The following is a 17,605-nucleotide window of genomic DNA, read 5'->3' as shown; positions in this document are numbered from 1 at the left end:
CATCAGAGGGAAGGCCGCTTGCATCGATGCGATAGCAACGGCCGCTAACCGATTGCCACTGCACATTCGACATGCAACCGAACCCTCTCGTCTGCGCTTCACCGCTGTCCTCAGCGCCCACGTCGCCCACGTCGCCCACGCCGCCCTCGGCTGCGCGTTCATCCGATGTCGACACGACGACCGACTCGCCACGCAAGCGTGAGCGGCGCCGCCTGGGACACGTCATCCGGACACTGCACCGCAAGCCGCTCGTTCAGGCGGCCGCACTGACGCTGCTCGCGTCGTCTGCCGCGCATGCACAGCAAGCTTTCAGCAACGCGTGGTTCGCGGCGCGCGGTGCGGCGCAGGCCACGGCCACGCAGACGGGGCGTCTGCCCAACGGCATGCCGGTGACATCGCTCATGGACCCGTCGGCGCAGCAGCAACAGGCGAACGCCCAGTTGCAGCGCTCGATTGCGAACCTGAGTTCGGCGGCGCAGAACATCGCCGCGATGCAGGCGGCGCAGGCGAATGCGCGTGCGGCTGCGGCAAACAGCGACGCCACGATCCCCGACGGCCTCACCGAAGGCGGCCTCAAGGTCGACACCAACAGCCTGACGAAAGGCTGGATCAACGCCAACGCGCCCACGCAATCCACCGCCAACGGCAAGACCAACGTCAACATCCAGCAGACGGCTGACAAGGCCATTCTGAACTGGGAGACGTTCAACGTCGGACGCAACACGTCGGTCAATTTCGCACAGCAGAGCGACTGGTCGGTGCTCAACCGTGTGAACGATCCGAACGCGCGTCCTAGCCAGATTCAGGGGCAGATTCACGGCGACGGGACGGTGCTGATCCTGAACCGCAACGGCGTGATTTTCGGCGGCACGAGCCAGATCGATACGCGTAATCTGGTCGTGGCCGCCGCGAAGATGACCGACGCACAGTTCCAGACCGGTGGGCTGTACGGCGCCAACGGCACGACGCCGAGTTTTACCGACGCGCTGGGCAAGGTCGAAGTGCAGGCGGGCGCGAACATCACGACGCGCACGCCGACGTCGGTGACGCAGGGCGGCGGCTACGTGCTGATGCTCGGGCGCGAGGTGAGCAACGCGGGGACGATCGTCACGCCGCAGGGGCAGGTGGCGCTCTCGGCGGGCGACAGCTTCGTGATTCGCAAGGGCGTGGGCACGGACGCGAACACGCCGTCTACGACGAGAGGCAACGAAATCTCGCCGCAGTTCGTCGCGCAAAGCGTGGCCGGCAAGGTGGTGAACACCGGGTTGATGATGGCCCCGGAGGGCGACATCACGATGGCAGGGCGCGACGTGCAGCAGTTGGGTACAGCCGTGTCGACGACGACGGTGAACACGCGCGGCACGATTCACTTGCTGAACTCGGCGAGCGACACGCTGGGCAAGGTGACGCTGGGCAGCGGCGCGCTGACATCGGTGCTGATCAGCGATAACGGCGCGACGGCGCTCGATAGCCAGCGCACCGCGCTGATGCAGGATTCGGCGGCGCAGGACATCCTGCGCGCGGGCTCGTCCTCCGGACTGTTCGACAACCTCTCGAAGCTCTCCGACCGTCGCGACCAGTCGCGCGTGGAGATCGTGAGCGGCGGCAACGTCGAGTTTCAGGGCAATTCGCTGACGCTCGCCACGGGCGGACAGATCGCCGTGAGCGCCACGCAGCGCAGCTTCGTCGCCAACGGTGCGCAACTGGACGTGTCGGGCGCCGTCGGCGTGTCGCTGTCGATGGACAGCAACAACGTCAAGATCAACGTGCAGGGCAACGAGCAACGCGATGCGCCGGGCAACCGCGATAACGCTGCGCTGAACAATGCCAACGTGTATGTCGACCGTCGGCGTCTGGTCTATGTCCCGGCCGGTGTCGGCGGTTATGCGAACGAGCGCTGGTATACGCCGGGCGGCCTGCTCGAAGTCGGCGGCTATCTGGCGAATCAGTCGCACGGCATTGGCGAATGGGCGGCGCAGGGCGGCACGGTAACACTTGGGGGCAACGAGGTCGTGACGCAGACGGGCGCGTCCATCAACCTGTCCGGCGGCACGTACAACGTGCAGACCGGATACCTCAACCAGTCGTGGTTGCGAGGGGCGGACGGTCAGATCTACAACGTCAACACGGCACCGACGAGCGTGCTCTACACGGGCGTCTACACGGGTTTCGAAGTCACGCACCCGCGCTGGGGAACGAGTGCCACCGAGTCGTACGCCAGCCCGCTCATCGCGCCCACGCGCGTGCTGCAAAACGGCTATACCGTGGGCCGTGACGCCGGTCGATTGACGATCTCCGCGCCGACGGCCGTGCTCGAAGGCGACGTGATCGCCAACGTCTACACCGGTCCCGTGCAGACGCAGGCGCGTCCGACCGGCCTCACGGACGGCTACGCGCTGAGTCAGTTCTCTGTGGCGCGCGCCGGGTCGCTCACGCTGGGCCAGTACACCGGGCCGGGTCGCACCGGCGCGTTTGCGTCGGATGTCGTGATCGGGGCCGTGGACGACATCACGTCGGCAATGACCGTGAGCGACGCGCTCGACGCGTCGCGAATCAACACCCTGTGGCTAGACAACACGCGTCTGAATCGCGAAGGCTTCGGTGAACTGGATCTGGTCTCGTCCGGCGATATCGCGGTGCGCGGCGACTTGCGCCTGGACAACGGCGGCAGGCTGAACCTTGTCGCGCCGGATGTCGACGTGAGCGCGACAATTACCGCGCCGTCGGGCACGGTGAACCTCTCCAACACCTATCTGCGCGCAGGCGACACGTACCCGACGGCGCTTGTTAAGCCCGACGGCACGGCCAGCCTGACGCTGAACACCGGCGCGAAGATCGACGTACGCGGGCTTTGGGTCAATGGGGCCATCGACCCGGATTCGCTGTCGAAGACGGCCTACCTCAACGGCGGCAACGTCACGTTCGATTCGACGAACGATCTGAGCGTGGCCGACGGTAGCCTGATCGATGTGTCGTCGGGCGGCGCGATCCTTGTCGGCGGCAAGACGAAGGGCGGCACGGGCGGTAACGTGACACTGATCGCGGGCGATTCGGCGGGCAACGTGAACGTCAACGTCGGCACGCTGGTGCTCGACGGCAAGATCGTCGCGTACGGCGTGAATGGGGGCGGCAAGCTCACGATCTCCACGCCGGATGCCATCATGATCGGCGCGAACGCGGCACTCGCCGGCGGCGTGCTCGCGGCGGGCACGTCGGCCAATGTCGCCGTCAAGCTCTCGGAGCCGTACACCGTGCCAGCCGGGACACCGTTGCCGTTTTCGACGGTGGATGCTCACACGAAGCTGATCCTCGACGTGCCGCTGCCCGTGCCCGTTACCGTCGACACGATCCCCAACGTACCGACCGCCGCGCCGTGGGTCGTGCCGGCAGGCGTGCGCGTGCTGGCCTACAAGACGAACGGCAGTAGCGGCTACGACACGTTCGACGGCGGAAGCACCTTGCCGCAGGGTCGGCGTATCTTCAACATCTTCAGCACGAACAACGTCAACAGCATTCCGGCCGGGACGATCATCCCGTCGAGCGTGTTCCCGGTGGGCTTCGCGATCCAGCCCTATCGCGTGGTGTACACGGCGGGCACGATCAGCAATACCGATGTGACGTACCCTGTCGGCGCCATCGTGCCCGCCGGCACGATCCTCTCGCGCAATGTCGCTGTGGCGCCCGTCTCGGTATTCAACGCGGGGGCGTCCGGCAGCGATGCCCAGTTCTTCAGCGCAGGGTTTTCCAGCTACGACCTCAATGGCGGACAGGGCGTGCGGGTCGATAACGGTGTCGTCCTGGCTCCGACGATGCCCGTGTATCGTTTCGGCGCGAACAGTGTCGATGCACCCACGGGCAGCGATCCGTCGGCTGCCATGACGCTGGCGCTACCGCCGTTGTTCGCCGAGAACGCGCAGACCGGCACGCTCACGCAGCGCGCGGGCGCGAGCCTCACGCTGCGCTCCGTCACGAAGGACTACCAGGGCAATGCGACGGGCGGGGATGTCTCCGTGGGGCAGGGCGCGGCGATCGTGGTGGACCCGGGGCAGAGCATCACGCTGGATTCGTTCGGGCAGATCACGATCGACGGGGCGCTCACTGCGCGCGGTGGCAAGATCGCACTGACGAACGAGGCGGACAACGTGCTGCCGAGTGCGCGGAACTTCGACGCCGACGGGAAGAACCTCGGTATGTCGATCTGGCTCGGGCCGACCGCCAGCCTCGATGTGTCGGGCTACGGTTACACCGCGGTCGATGCCACGGGGCACACCTATGGCACGGTGTCCGATGGCGGCAGCATCACGTTGAATGGCGGTCCGTCGTTCGTGATCGTGCGTCCGGGGGCCGTGCTGAATGCCGACGGCGCAGCCGTGACGGTCGACACCGCGACCCTATCGGGCGTATCCAGCGCGTCAGATCAACCGTCCAATGCGACTGGCCGCACGACGCTGGCGTCCAACGGTGGCGCCATCTCGCTGAGTACGACGAGCGGTTTCATGCTCGACGGCAACGCCCATGCGTTCTCCGGCGGGGCCGGTGCATTGGGCGGCGATCTGTCGCTCTCGCTCCTCACGGCGCAGTTTCAGGATCCGCAGGGCAAGATTCCATTGGGGCCGCTGGCGCCGGGCATGTTCGTCGTCACGCAGTCGAGAGGGACGCCGGTCGCGTTGTCGGGGCCGTCGGCCGTTGCCGGGCTTTCGTTCGGACAGGGCGCGATCAGCGCCGATCAGATCAGGGACGGGGGATTCTCGTCAGCCTCATTGCTCTCGACCGACTATCTGATCTTCAAGGGCGATGTGTCGCTCTCGCTCGACAAGCGCCTGTCGCTCATGGCCAACGCGATCACGTCGGACGTCCCCAAGGCCGGCGCGCAGAGCCCGACGAGCAACACCGTCCGTCTGTCGGCCCCTTACATCAGCTTCAGTGCCACGCCCGCGATCTATCGCGATGGGTATCGCACCGGCGCGATCGGACAAGCATGGCCGAACACCATTCCGACCAACGCCACGTTCGAAGTCGACGCCGATCTCATCGACCTTCAGGGCCCGATCAGCTTCGGCGCAAACACGTCGTATTACGACGGCACGATCTTCCAGAACGTCTTCACGCCCGCGCAAGGCTTCAAGACGACCCGGTTCGTGAGTCAGGGCGACATTCGTTTCCTGCCGACGCCCTCGTTGCAGGCAGGCACCTCGGTCATCACAGGATGGGATTTCGATTTCGAGGGGGCGCAGATCTATCCGACAACGGGCGCAATGGCGAACATCGTCGCAGGTTCGGGCAACGTCAACTACGCTGCCACGCTCAAGCTCGGCCGCACGACGGCCGACGTGCCCGACATGCCGATGTCGGCCTTCGGCACGTTGTATCTGCTGGCACCGAACATCGAGCAGGGCGCTGTCCTGCGCGCGCCGTTCGGCAAGTTGATCTTCGGCAGCGTCAACGCCGTGCCGGGGCTGGTGCCGACGGGGAAGTCCATCGAGTTGCTGCCCGGCAGCGTGACTTCCGTATCGACGGACGGCCTCACGATGCCGTACGGCGGTACGTTCGACGGTGTCACCTACACGTATGACGGTGTGAGCATCAAGCCACTTGCGGCGGGTGGGTTTACGTCCGGGGGCATAGGGATGGATGCGGGGATCCGTCTGCAAGGACAGACCCTCACCGTGGACGACGGCGCGGTACTCGACCTGAGCGGTGGCGGCTCGCTGACCGGCGCGGGCTTCGTGTCGGGGCGCGGCGGTTCGGTCAACGTGCTGAACACTGCGCTCGTCAATGCGAATCCGACGATGAAGCTCAGCAAACCGGGCGACAAGGTCTACGCGATCGTGCCGGGCTATGCCTCCGCTTATGCGCCGGTTGCGCCGGAAAACGGGGCGGGCGACCCGGTGGTCGGGCAGCGCATCACCATCGGCGACGGCGTGCCGGGCTTGCCCGCAGGCACCTACACGCTGCTGCCGTCGACCTATGCGTTGCTGCCGGGCGCGTATCGTGTCGAGATCGGCGGTGCGGGGCAGACGCTGCCTGCCACGGCAACCGCAGCGGGCAACGGCACCTACCTGACGGCGGGGTACCTCAGCATCGCGAACACCGCGGCGCGCAGCCAGTTGCCATCAACCGTGCTGGTGACGTCTGCCGATGCCGTGCGCAAATACTCGCAGTTCAACGAACAGAGCTACAGCGACTTCCTCACCAGTCAGGCGGTACAGACCGGCAACATCGCACCGATGCTGCCGCGCGACGGCAAGGTGCTCGACATTCAGTTCAACACCCCGCCGGTCGTGCCGACGACACCGGTCTTTACCTTCGACGGTCGTGCACTGTTTCAGGCGGCGCAGGGTGGCATCGCCGGACAGGCGGCTGTGGAAAACGTCGGCGAGATCACGACCGGCACGCGTACCGCAGGGTTCACGGGCGTGTCGGTCGGCGCAAACGATCTGAGCGCCATCGATGCGCCGCGACTCAGCATCAACGGCATTGCAGCGGTGACCGCGACGGCGCCGCCTCAGTTCACCTTCCGGGGTAACGGCACCGATCTTTTCGTGAGGGATGGCGTGACGCTGTCGGCGGGCGAAATCTATCTGGTCGGTCACAACATTACGCTCGGCAACGACGTCACTCTGACGACGATCGGCAAGGGTGCGTCACCGCTGGATTCGGCCGTGACCGGCTTGCCTTACGTCGCGCTTAACTACACGGTGCTCGGTCTGTCGAACGGCGACGTCTCGTTCGCCGGCGCGCAAACGAGCAACGGCACGATCACCATCGGCGCGGGCTCGGGCCTGTTCTCGGAAGGCACGCTGGTCCTGTCGACCAATGGCGCATCGACACTCGATTCGACCGCACGCTTCGGTTCACGCAATATCGCGCTGGCCGTGGGGGCGCTCAATGTGGGCGACGCGGCGCAAGTCGCAGCGGCGGGCAATCCCGCGGGCATGCTGTTCAATCAGGCGATGCTCTCGACGCTCATGCAAGGCGATCCGGCGAGCGGTGCGCCGGCGCTCGAGAAAATCACGCTGGGCGCGGCAGGGGCCATCAACGTCTTCGGCAGCAGTCGTCTGGACACGCGTGGCTCGGGCGTCGATGTGGTGTTGAAAGCCCCGGCCATCTACGGCCTTGGCAGCACGGACGATCATGCCACTATCGCTGCCGACCGGTTGACGTGGAATGGCGTGGTCGGCGCAACGGCGCCAGCCATCGCGACCGGTGGACCGGGCACGGGTGCCGGCACCCTGAGCCTCGTTGCGAAGGAGATCGACCTCGGTCAGTTCTTGTCGACGGACACGTCGAGCGTGACGCGCACGATCTACGGCTTCGGCAACGTCGATCTGACAGCCAGCGATCGCATCGTGTCCGCCGGCCACAGCACGCTCTTCGTCTATCAGGCGCCGAGCACGCAAAGCGGCGCAGTGTTTGGCCAGAGTGGCACGGGCGGCCATCTCACGCTCGCGACGCCGCTGCTCACGGGCATGCAGAAATCCATCACCGGCTATGTGACGGGCGGCCAGCTCGATGTCGTGGCGCCTGCCGGGACCACGCCGAGCACGGCAACGTCGAGTGTTGCCGGCGCGGAGATCGACCTGACGGGCGATAACGTGCGTATCGGCAGTACCGTGTTGCTGCCCAGCGGCAAGCTCGCGGTGAATGCGACGCACGACATCGTGCTCGCGGACGGCAGCCGTCTCGACCTGAGCGGGCAAACGTCGCGGATTCAGAATGCGATTGTCTACGGTTTCGGCGGGACGCTGGCATTGACGAGTACGCAGGGTAACGTCACGCAATCGAGCGGATCGATCGTCGATGTCTCGGCGCAGAACAACAACGCCGGGGAGATGACGGTCGACGCCCGGAGCGGCACGGTGACGCTGGGCGGTCAGTTGCGCGGCGCGGCCAACACCGGCTATCTGAGCGGCGATTTCGGTGCCGAAGCGGGGACGTTCGCCGACTTCGCCGGCCTGAATGCCTCGCTGACGCAGGGTGGCTTCTTCGACTCGCGCGTGTTCGTGCAGAAGCAAGGAGACCTGACGGTCGGCGACGGTGTGAAGGCACGCAACGTCGGTATCTCGGTCGACGGCGGCAACCTCACCGTCAACGGCACCATCGACGCTTCCGGCGCGGCCCCCGGCACGATCCGTCTGGCGGGCGCCAACGGCCTTACCCTGGGCAGCACGGCAGTGCTCGACGCGCATGGCACGCGGTTGCAGGTCGACAGCTACGGCGCGCCCATCGAAGCGAAGAATCGCGGCCATATCGAACTCACGGCGTCGGGCGGCACCATGACCCTTTCGCCGGGGGCGACGCTCGATGTCAGCACGCCAGATGGCAAGCACTACGGCGATATCGTGCTGAACGCCGTGCGCACGGCTGAAACGTCGGGCGACATCGCGATCAACGCACCCGGCGCGCTGAACATTCGCGGTGCCAACAGCATCGCCCTGAATGGCTTCTGGACGTACAACCTCGCGCCGGGCAGCGTGATTTCGCAAGCCACGCTCGACGGCTACGATGCGGCCAGCACGGCGTTCATGAACGCGGCGGCGGGCAACGGTGCACTTGCCACGCGCACAGCGGGCCTCTCGGCCTATGGCGACGCTTATCACTTGCGTCCCGGTGTGCAGATCGCGTCGACCGGCGACTTGTCGACCATCGGCGATATCGATCTCGCGAAGTACCGCTATGGTCCGGGGGCGAACCGCGACCCGAACTCGGCTGGCTATGGTGCAGGCGAGCCGATGGCGCTGGTGTTGCGTGCGGGCGGAAACCTCACGATCAAGGGCAGCCTCTCCGACGGGTTCGGACCGACGCAGGGTGTCCCTGCCGTCTACTCGCCAATCGACATTGCGCACGATCCGAAGGCCGAGCTTTGGTCGCCTAACGACACGGGGTTGAACAATTCCAGCTACGTCTACACGACCGCCGTGACGCTGATGAACGACTGGACCATTCCGAACGATCAGTTCTATCAGGACATGGTGTCGATCTACGGGGTGCCGTTCGTCGACGTCGCGGGGCATCAATACGGGCCGGGAAGCACCATTCCGGCGGGCACGACCCTCGATCCGGGACCATCGCTCGGCGCGAACGGTTACCTGATCTTCGATATCGCCACACTGCCGACGTTGGGGGCCGTCGTGGTCCCGGCAACTCCCGGGGCACCGGGCACCTCGGCGGGGGCGCGCATGCTTGCGGCGGGCACGCTATCGTCGTCGATCCGCCTCGTCGGCGGCGCGGATATCACCGCGGCCGACCAGCGTGCGGTGCAGACTGCGCAAGCCCTGGCAGGTCAGGGCAACGTCACGCTCAATGATGCCGCCTACAACAATTCGCAACGCGCCACGACGTTCAGCGTACTGCGCACCGGCACCGGCAATCTGGACATTCTGGCGGGCGGCAGCTTCAGCGAAGCCACGCCTTATGGCGTCTATACGGCAGGCACGACGTCGGCGCCGATGCTTGCGGCCGACGGCAGCAATCCGTACAACCTGGCGAACACGGCGTCCAGCGGTGGCGTGCAGGTCTGGTACCCGGAGCATGGCGGCGACGTGCTGATCTCGGCGCAGCAGGACGTGACCGGCAATATCCAGATGAGCGACAACGCCACGCGTTACGTCGACAGCGACATCACGTCGAACTGGCTGTGGCGACAGGGTGGCGCAGGGCAGACCGCCGATCCGACGGCATGGGGCATCAACTTCGGGGCGATGGTGAAAACCAGCCCGTTCAGTGGCGCCCTCGGTATTGTCGGCTTCCAGGGTATCGGCACACTCGGCGGCGGTAATCTGACCGTGATCGCCGGACGCAACGCCGGCGTGATGACGTCCACCAACATCACGCAATCGACCGGCCTCGATCTGGCGGTGGCATCGACCGGACGCGTGCTGGCAGACGGCACGGTCGTGCAGACCGGCGGCGGCGACCTGACCGTGAAGGTCGGCGGCATGCTCAACGGCCGCCCCTCGGTCGGTCAGTCCGATAATCCGGCAGACTACTTCGGCGCGGTGACGGCCCTGCGCGGCGATACCACCATCGACGCCGGATCGATCGGCGCGATGGCGACCTATGGCAATGGCTTGTACTGGAAGTCCCTCGACCCGCGAGCGCAATCGTTCGACACGATCAAGGGCGTGACCTTCACGCGTGGGCCGACGGTGATTCCGGGTGACGGTACTGTGAGCATCAATACGCGCGGTGACCTCGTGCTCGGCGGTGCAGGCGATGCGGGGATGACATTGAGCACGGACGTCGAGGGCAGCTATTACACGAATGCCGCGGGCACTGTCGGGAAGGGCGGCAATACCCGCTTCACCCTCTATCGGCCGGAGACGGGCATTCGTCTGTTCACCGCCGGTGGCGACGTGGCGCCGCTCGACGGCGGCGTGGGCGGCGATGCCATGACGAACGGCACGACGTATCTGCCGGGCAGCCTGAGCGTTGTGGCGGCCAACGGCGATATCCGGTTCAACACCCAGCTCGGGCCGTCCGATCCGCGTGGCAACATCGAACTGATTTCGTCACCCGTCGGACAACTGGAGATGCTCGCTGCGGGCACGATCTACGGGCAGGGCGCGACGGTCGCGATGTCCGGTGCCGACATGTCGAGCCTGGCCACGCCACAGCATCCGTTCTTTCAGACGTTGAATGCCTCGGGGCCCGACAGCCTGAACAGCGCACCGTCCAACGGCGCCATTCGCGAGTACGCCAACAATCCGCTGGCGTACGGCGAGGATACGGTGACATCGCTGCTGCACGCGCAGGACACGGTCTCGTCGCGCATTTATGTCGGTGTCGATATCGACGATCTCACCATCGGCAATACCATCGCCCGTGTGGTCAACGACTTTTCGGCGGGATTCATCCCGACACACAGCACCTGGTACATCGCGGCCAAGCCGTTCGATGTGATGGCCGGGCGCGACATCGTCGGCGTGGGGGCGACGCCGAGCACGTTCCTGAACGTGGCGACGGGCGACATCACATCGATACAGGCCGGACGCGACATTTTCTACCAGTCGGCGAATGTGCTTGGACCGGGCTTGCTGCAAGTACAGTCCGGGCGCAATCTGTATCAGGGCTACTACGGCATGCTCACGAGCGTGGGCGATCTGGTGAATCCGTCGAACACGGCTGGTGGCGCCGACATCTCAGTGCTCGCGGGTGTGGGCGCGAACGGCCCCGATTACGCCGGTTTTGCCAAGCTGTACTTCGATCCCGCCAACCAGTTGCCGACGGGATCGGCACTCGCCGGCAGCGGCAAGGTCGCGCACGCCTACGGTGACGAACTGGTGACGTGGCTCACGGATCGCTTCGGTTACACCGGCACGAAGCGCGATGCGCTCTCGTATTTCCTGGCATTGCCGTCGGCGCAGCAGGGCGTGTTCGTGCGGCAGGTGTACTTCAAGGAACTGCTGGCGGGCGGGCGCGAGTACAACGACGCCGCGAGCACGCGCTACGGGAGTTATCTGCGCGGTCGCGACGCCATCGCCACCTTGTTCCCCACGCTCGATGCGCAGGGGCAACCCATCGATTATTCGGGTGCCATCACGATGTTCAGCAGCGTGACGGGCATGAATAACGTGGGCGGCGTGAACATCCCTATCACGAGCGACGCCGGGGTCCATACGAACTTCGGCGGCAGCATCCAGATGCTGAACCCGGGCGGCCGCACGCTGGTCGGTGTGGAAGGCGTCACCCCCGGGGCGGCGGCCGGTATCGTCACGCAGGGCGACGGCGATATCCAGTTGTACAGCCGCGACAGCATTCTGCTCGGCCTGTCGCGTGTGATGACGACCTTCGGCGGGAGTATTCAGGCCTGGTCTGCCGAAGGCGACATCAACGCCGGTCGCGGCTCGAAGACGACGGTCCTCTACACGCCGCCCCGGCGCGTGTACGACGACGTCGGCAACGTGACGCTCTCGCCGGCTGCACCGTCCAGCGGTGCCGGTATCGCCACGCTCGCACCGCTGCCGGAAGTGCCGCCGGGCGACGTCGACCTCGTGGCCCCGCTAGGCACGATCGATGCCGGTGAAGCCGGGGTGCGTGTGTCGGGCAACGTCAACTTCGCCGCGCTGGCGGTGGTCAATGCGGCCAACGTGCAAGTGCAGGGCAAGTCGACGGGCCTGCCGGTGATCGCGGCGGTCAACGTGGGGGCGCTCACCAATGCGAGCGCGACGGCGGCACAGGCGGCGTCGGCCGCGCAGGACGCGATGGCCCGCGAGCGCGTGGCGCAGCGTCAGAACGCGCCGTCGATCTTCTCCGTGCGCATGTTGAGCGCGGGGGATGCGAGCGGCGGGACACCTGATCAGAAGGGCGCTGCCATCACGTCGCCCGTGAAGATGAGCTACGACCCGGGCAGTGCATTCCAACTGGTTGGGAATGGCGAGTTGACCGACGCTCAGAAGATGCAGCTCACGCGGGAGGAAAAGGCACATCTGTGACAGCTGCCGACGCGTTACAAAAAATAGTCTGCGGATTTGCCCTTCGATATCCGTCTTGTCATTGAGGCTTGCAGAAATGACAGAAGCGTTCATGGGTATCGGGGGGCACACAATGTTCGCGCAGGGGCAATACGGAGAAGCGGGACTGGTTGGGGCGGTTGGGAGTGGAAGCGGGGGCGCCGGCATGGATCTGAGCAATGTCAGTGTCGAGGCCGCAGTTCGCAACGCGCAGGCGCAGGAAGCCGGTACGGGTTCTGCCACCCAGGTGCTGCGCGAGTGTCTGGAGGCGAATTACGACCGACTGCTGCGGCGTCTGTCACGCAGCATCGGTTGTCCGGATACGGCCAGCGACAGCCTGCACGACGCGTGGGTACGGCTCGGCAGCGCCACGCTGCCCGATGCCGTGCACCGGGGCGAAACGTATGTGTTCCGTATGGCCTACAACCTGGCGGTCGATCAGATGCGCGCCCGCCGGATGTGGGCGTCGCTGGCGGACGAGGGTGAGGTGTTCGACGTGCTGCCGGATCGCGGTCCGGGGCCGGAAGCGGTGGCGGGGGCGCGCTCAGAGCTGGCTGCGCTCTCGAAAGCGCTCGACGAGATGTCCGGTCATCATCGTCGTGTGCTCGTCGAGCTGCGCATCGACGATCTCACGCGTGAGGAGGTTGCCGCCCGCTACGGTCTTTCGCTACGCAAGGTCGACACGTTGCTGCGTCAGACGCTCGACTACTGCGCCATGCAGACGGGGCGGGAGGCGAGCGGCGGCATCGGCGAGGCGCGGCGTACGGTGAAAGTCAGTGACGCACCGGCTGCGTGCAAGACCTGAGTCACCACCGGCAGCACGCCTCAGTGCAACGGTTCCGAGGGGGCTTCGTCCTCGAACGTACGGAAGCGCCAGCCGAACCACACCGCCAGCATGCGGATCACGAAGCCGCCGACGAAACCCACACCCGTCGCGACACCGTTCGGCACACCGAAATGCAGCATCGCGACATACATCGCGCCGGCAATGCACGCCACGCTTGCATACATCTCACGGCGCAGCACCAGCGGCACCTGACCGCATAGCAGGTCGCGCAGCATGCCGCCGCCAATGCCGGTGAGCACCCCCGCGAGGACCACGATGACCGGGCTCGTGCTCACGGTCATGCCGATATCGCATCCCAGAATCGTGAAGGCCGCCAGCCCGATGGCGTCGACCGTGATGAAGGTCATGCGCAGCCGGTGAATGTGGCGCGCCACGATCGACGCGAGCGTCGCCGCCCCCAGCGTGAGCAGCAAATACTCGGGATGCGCAATCCACACGAGCGGGTGACGGCCGAACAGCACGTCGCGGATCGTGCCGCCGCCGAGCGCCGTCACCATGCCGACGAAGGCGAGTCCGAAGCGGTCCATGCCGCGCTGCATCCCCATGATGGCCCCCGACATCGCTTCCGTCACGATGGCGATCAGGTACAGGGCGTAGAAGATTTCTGTTTTCATGATGTCCCTTGCAAAGGCCGGGCGACTATATCACTTCATGCGTTTTTTCCCAGTTTTTAAGGGTTTGCGGGCCGGTTCACTGTGATTTGTACAGGTTTTCAGGCGCATGGCCCGGTGCGACACTGCTGGCAACGAAACGACAGATGGGCAGACACGGCCCCAATGCTGTCCAAACCCCTTAAACTCTCAACCTTTTGTGTGCCGGAGTGTGTCGGACGGCGTACGGTCGGCAAAACGACCGGCCAGCCAGTCTTACCGCCGCTTTCACCGCACCCGTACTGCCCATTTTTGACGTGCCTTTTTGATCGCCAACTTCGTTCCATGATCCAGTTCATTCGCCGCCGGCCCTATCTGGTCACCAGCCTCGTTGTGCTAATCGTTCTCGTGGTGCTCGGTCTGCGCAGTCTTGCGACGCCGAAGCCCCCGCAGTACATCAGCGCCAAGGTCGAGCGCAGCGACCTCGAAAACACCGTCCTCGCCACCGGCACGCTTCAGGCGTTCCAGCAGGTCGACGTCGGCGCGCAGGTCAGCGGCCAGTTGAAGTCGCTCAAGGTCAAGCTTGGCGACAAGGTGAAGAAGGGGCAGTGGCTCGCCGAGATCGATCCGGTGCTCGCGCAGAACGGTTTGCGTCAGGCCGAAGCCGACGAGCAGAATCTCCAGGCGCAAAAGCGCTCGACGACGGCCCAGTTGAAGCAGGCCGAGCTGGCCTTTGCCCGGCAGCGTCAGATGTTGCCCGACGACGCCACGTCCCGTCAGGACTTTGAATCGGCACAAGCCGCGCTCGACACGCAGCGCGCCACGCTCGCCGGACTCGATGCCCAGATCCGCAAGGCGAGCGTCGCCATCGAGTCGGCACGTGCGAACGTCGGGTACACGCGTATCGTGGCGCCCATCGACGGCCAGGTGGTCGCCATCGTCACGCAGGAAGGCCAGACGGTGATCGCGCAGCAGCAGGCGCCGGTGATTCTGAAGCTCGCCGATATGGACACCATTACCGTGAAGGCGCAGGTCTCGGAGGCGGACGTCATTCGCATCTCCCCGGGCCAGACCGCCTACTTCACGATCCTCGGCGATCCGGACAAGCGTTACTACGGCAAGCTGCGCGCCATCGAACCTGCGCCGCAGAACTTCCTCGACACGCAGAGCACGCTGGGCGGCGGTGCCACGCGAAACAACACGGCCGTCTTCTACAACGCGCTGTTCGACGTGCCGAACACCGATCATCGCCTGCGTATTTCGATGACGGCGCAGGTCAACGTGTTGCTCGGCACGGCGAAGCAGGCGCTTAGCGTGCCGGTGGCGGCGCTGGGCAAGAAGGTCGGCCCCGATCGTTACGAAGTGCGCGTGCTGGACAAGGACGCCAAGGATGGGCACGCCGTGACGCGTCAGATCGTCACGGGGCTGAACAACAACGTGCGCGTCGAAGTGCGTGAAGGTCTCACCGCAGACGACCGGGTCGTGATCGGCGAGGCGGGCGATGGCGCGTCGACGCCGGCCGACACGTCGTCGGGCGCCGCTCAATAAAGGAAGCCGAGGATGTCGAGCGTCATGACTCAAGCCTCCGAAACGTCTCAAAACGCGGCTGATGCCCTCGGGGCCAGCCCGCACCCGATGCTGTCGCTCACGGGCATCACCCGGCGCTTCCCGTCGGGCGAGCGCGACGTCGTCGTGCTGCGCGATGTGAACCTCACCATCGAAGCGGGCGAGATCGTTGCGATCATGGGCGCGTCGGGCTCGGGCAAGTCGACGCTGATGAACATTCTCGGGTGTCTCGATCATCCGAGCGAAGGCAGCTACCGCGTGGCCGGACGCGAGACGCGCGATCTGGACGCCGACGCGCTGGCGCAACTGCGTCGCGAGCACTTCGGGTTCATCTTCCAGCGCTATCACCTGCTGCCGCACCTCGACGCGGCGTCGAACGTGGAGATGCCGTCCGTCTACACGGGCACGCCGCACGCTGCGCGTCGGTCGCGTTCGGTGATGCTGCTCGAACGGCTCGGGCTCGCGGACCGCACCGAGCACCGGCCCAGCCAGTTGTCGGGCGGTCAGCAGCAGCGCGTGAGTATCGCGCGTGCGCTGATGAACGGCGGTGAAGTCATTCTGGCGGACGAACCGACGGGCGCGCTCGACACGCGCAGCGGCCGTGAAGTCATCCGCATTCTCAAGGAACTGAACGCGCTGGGGCACACGGTCATCATCGTGACCCACGACGAGAAGGTGGCCGCGCACGCCCGCCGCATCATCGAGATTCGCGACGGCGAGATCGTGGCGGACCGCGAGAATATGCCGGTGGAGGTCGAGCCGGACGCGCCTGCGCACGCCACGCCGCCCGACGAGTCGCCCGAGGAAGTGGCACAGGCCGAGGCATCGGCGGCATCGGCAACCGATCCGGCGTCGGTGAATGCCAGCCATGGCGGCGCGATTCCGCCGCGCCGCTGGACGGGCGGTGTCGGTCGCTTCGCCGAGGCGTTCCGCATGGCGTGGATCGCGTTGATTTCGCACCGTCTGCGCACCTTCCTGACGATGCTCGGCATCATCATCGGTATCACGTCAGTCGTCTCCATCGTGGCGATCGGGGAGGGCGCGAAGCGCTACATGCTGGCCGAGATCGGCAGTATCGGCACCAATACCATCAACATCTACCCGGGTAAGGATTGGGGTGATAACCGCGCCACGGCGATTCAGACGCTGGTGCCCGAAGACGTGCAGGCGCTCTCGGAGCAGGTCTACGTGGACAGCGCGACGCCCGAGACGGCGCGCAGTCTGCTGCTGCGTTACCGCAACGTCGACGCGAGCGCCATGGTCACGGGCGTGGGCGAGCACTTCTTTCAGGTGCGCGGTCTGAAGATCGGGCAGGGCATTGCGTTCGGACCGGACGAGGTGCGACGTCAGGCGCAGGTGGCGGTGATCGATCAGAACACGCGTCGCAAGCTCTTTGGCTCGAATCCGAACCCGCTGGGCGAAGTGATCTTCGTGGGCAATCTGCCGTGCGTGGTGATCGGCGTGACGGTGGAGAAGAAGAGCGCGTTCGGCGACACCAAGAGCCTGAACATCTGGGTGCCTTACACGACGGCGGCCGGGCGGCTGTTCGGGCAGCGCAACGTGGACAGCATCACCGTGCGGGTGCGCGACGGTCAGCCGAGCAAGGTGGCCGAGAAGAGCCTCGAGACGCTCATGACGCAGCGTCACGGCCGCAAGGACTTCTTCACGTACAACATGGACAGCGTGGTGAAGACGGTCGAGAAGACCAGCCAGTCGCTCACGCTGCTGCTGTCGCTGATCGCCGTGATTTCGCTCGTCGTGGGCGGGATCGGCGTGATGAACATCATGATCGTGTCGGTGACCGAGCGCACCCGGGAGATTGGGATTCGCATGGCGGTCGGCGCACGTCAGAGCGACATCATGCAGCAGTTCCTCGTGGAAGCGGTGATGGTGTGTCTGATCGGCGGCGCGATCGGGATTGCCTTGTCCTTCGGGGCGAGCTTCCTGTTCTCGCTGTTCGTCGAGAAATGGAAGATGGTGTTTTCGATGGGGTCGGTCGTCACGGCATTCCTGTGCTCGACGCTCATCGGCGTGGTGTTCGGTTTCATGCCTGCGCGCAATGCGGCGCGGCTGGATCCGGTCGAAGCGCTTGCCCGCGATTGAGGTATTGCCAGATGACCCGAATGATTGCTCATACTCATCCCGCTCGT

The 17,605-nt window shown here is 65.5% G+C and carries 5 protein-coding genes; 4 read left to right on the top strand and 1 reads right to left on the bottom strand.

What is annotated here, in order from left to right; all coding sequences use genetic code 11:
• Positions 1–71 precede the first annotated feature (71 nt).
• Together A9762_RS19335 and A9762_RS19330 are read left to right on the top strand one after the other, a co-directional pair.
• Positions 72–12,434, top strand: a complete 12,363-nt coding sequence (locus A9762_RS19335; protein ID WP_069343632.1) for a filamentous haemagglutinin family protein — start codon at positions 72–74, stop codon at positions 12,432–12,434.
• 184 nt (positions 12,435–12,618) lie between these two features.
• Complete coding sequence (locus A9762_RS19330; RefSeq protein ID WP_069343631.1) at positions 12,619–13,257, top strand: RNA polymerase sigma factor; 639 nt, start codon at positions 12,619–12,621, stop codon at positions 13,255–13,257.
• 20 nt (positions 13,258–13,277) lie between these two features.
• Here the strand turns inward: A9762_RS19330 and A9762_RS19325 are convergent, their stop codons facing one another.
• Positions 13,278–13,913 (bottom strand): trimeric intracellular cation channel family protein, encoded by a 636-nt coding sequence (locus A9762_RS19325; RefSeq protein WP_069343630.1) that lies wholly within the window; start codon positions 13,911–13,913, stop codon positions 13,278–13,280.
• A gap of 321 nt (positions 13,914–14,234) precedes the next feature.
• Here A9762_RS19325 and macA point away from each other — a divergent pair, with 321 nt between their 5' ends.
• A complete protein-coding gene (gene macA / locus A9762_RS19320; protein WP_069343629.1) occupies positions 14,235–15,437 on the top strand; it encodes a macrolide transporter subunit MacA in 1,203 nt (400 codons plus the stop codon).
• An 87-nt stretch (positions 15,438–15,524) separates the two neighbouring features.
• Positions 15,525–17,558, top strand: a complete 2,034-nt coding sequence (locus A9762_RS19315; RefSeq protein WP_371443121.1) for a MacB family efflux pump subunit — start codon at positions 15,525–15,527, stop codon at positions 17,556–17,558.
• Positions 17,559–17,605: the final 47 nt, after the last annotated feature.

This window comes from Pandoraea sp. ISTKB (genome assembly GCF_001721285.1).
In the GTDB taxonomy this organism is placed as follows: domain Bacteria; phylum Pseudomonadota; class Gammaproteobacteria; order Burkholderiales; family Burkholderiaceae; genus Pandoraea; species Pandoraea capi.
The sequence above is the reverse complement of the archived record's forward strand: the minus strand, read 5'-3'. Positions and strand labels throughout refer to the sequence as shown.

Bases quoted from the DNA above. Each gene is read 5' to 3' on its own strand.
- A9762_RS19335 (WP_069343632.1), top strand. From the start codon at position 72: ATGCAACCGAACCCTCTCGTCTGCGCTTCACCGCTGTCCTCAGCGCCC.
- A9762_RS19330 (WP_069343631.1), top strand. From the start codon at position 12,619: ATGGATCTGAGCAATGTCAGTGTCGAGGCCGCAGTTCGCAACGCGCAG.
- A9762_RS19325 (WP_069343630.1), bottom strand. From the start codon at position 13,913: ATGAAAACAGAAATCTTCTACGCCCTGTACCTGATCGCCATCGTGACG.
- macA (WP_069343629.1), top strand. From the start codon at position 14,235: ATGATCCAGTTCATTCGCCGCCGGCCCTATCTGGTCACCAGCCTCGTT.
- A9762_RS19315 (WP_371443121.1), top strand. From the start codon at position 15,525: ATGCTGTCGCTCACGGGCATCACCCGGCGCTTCCCGTCGGGCGAGCGC.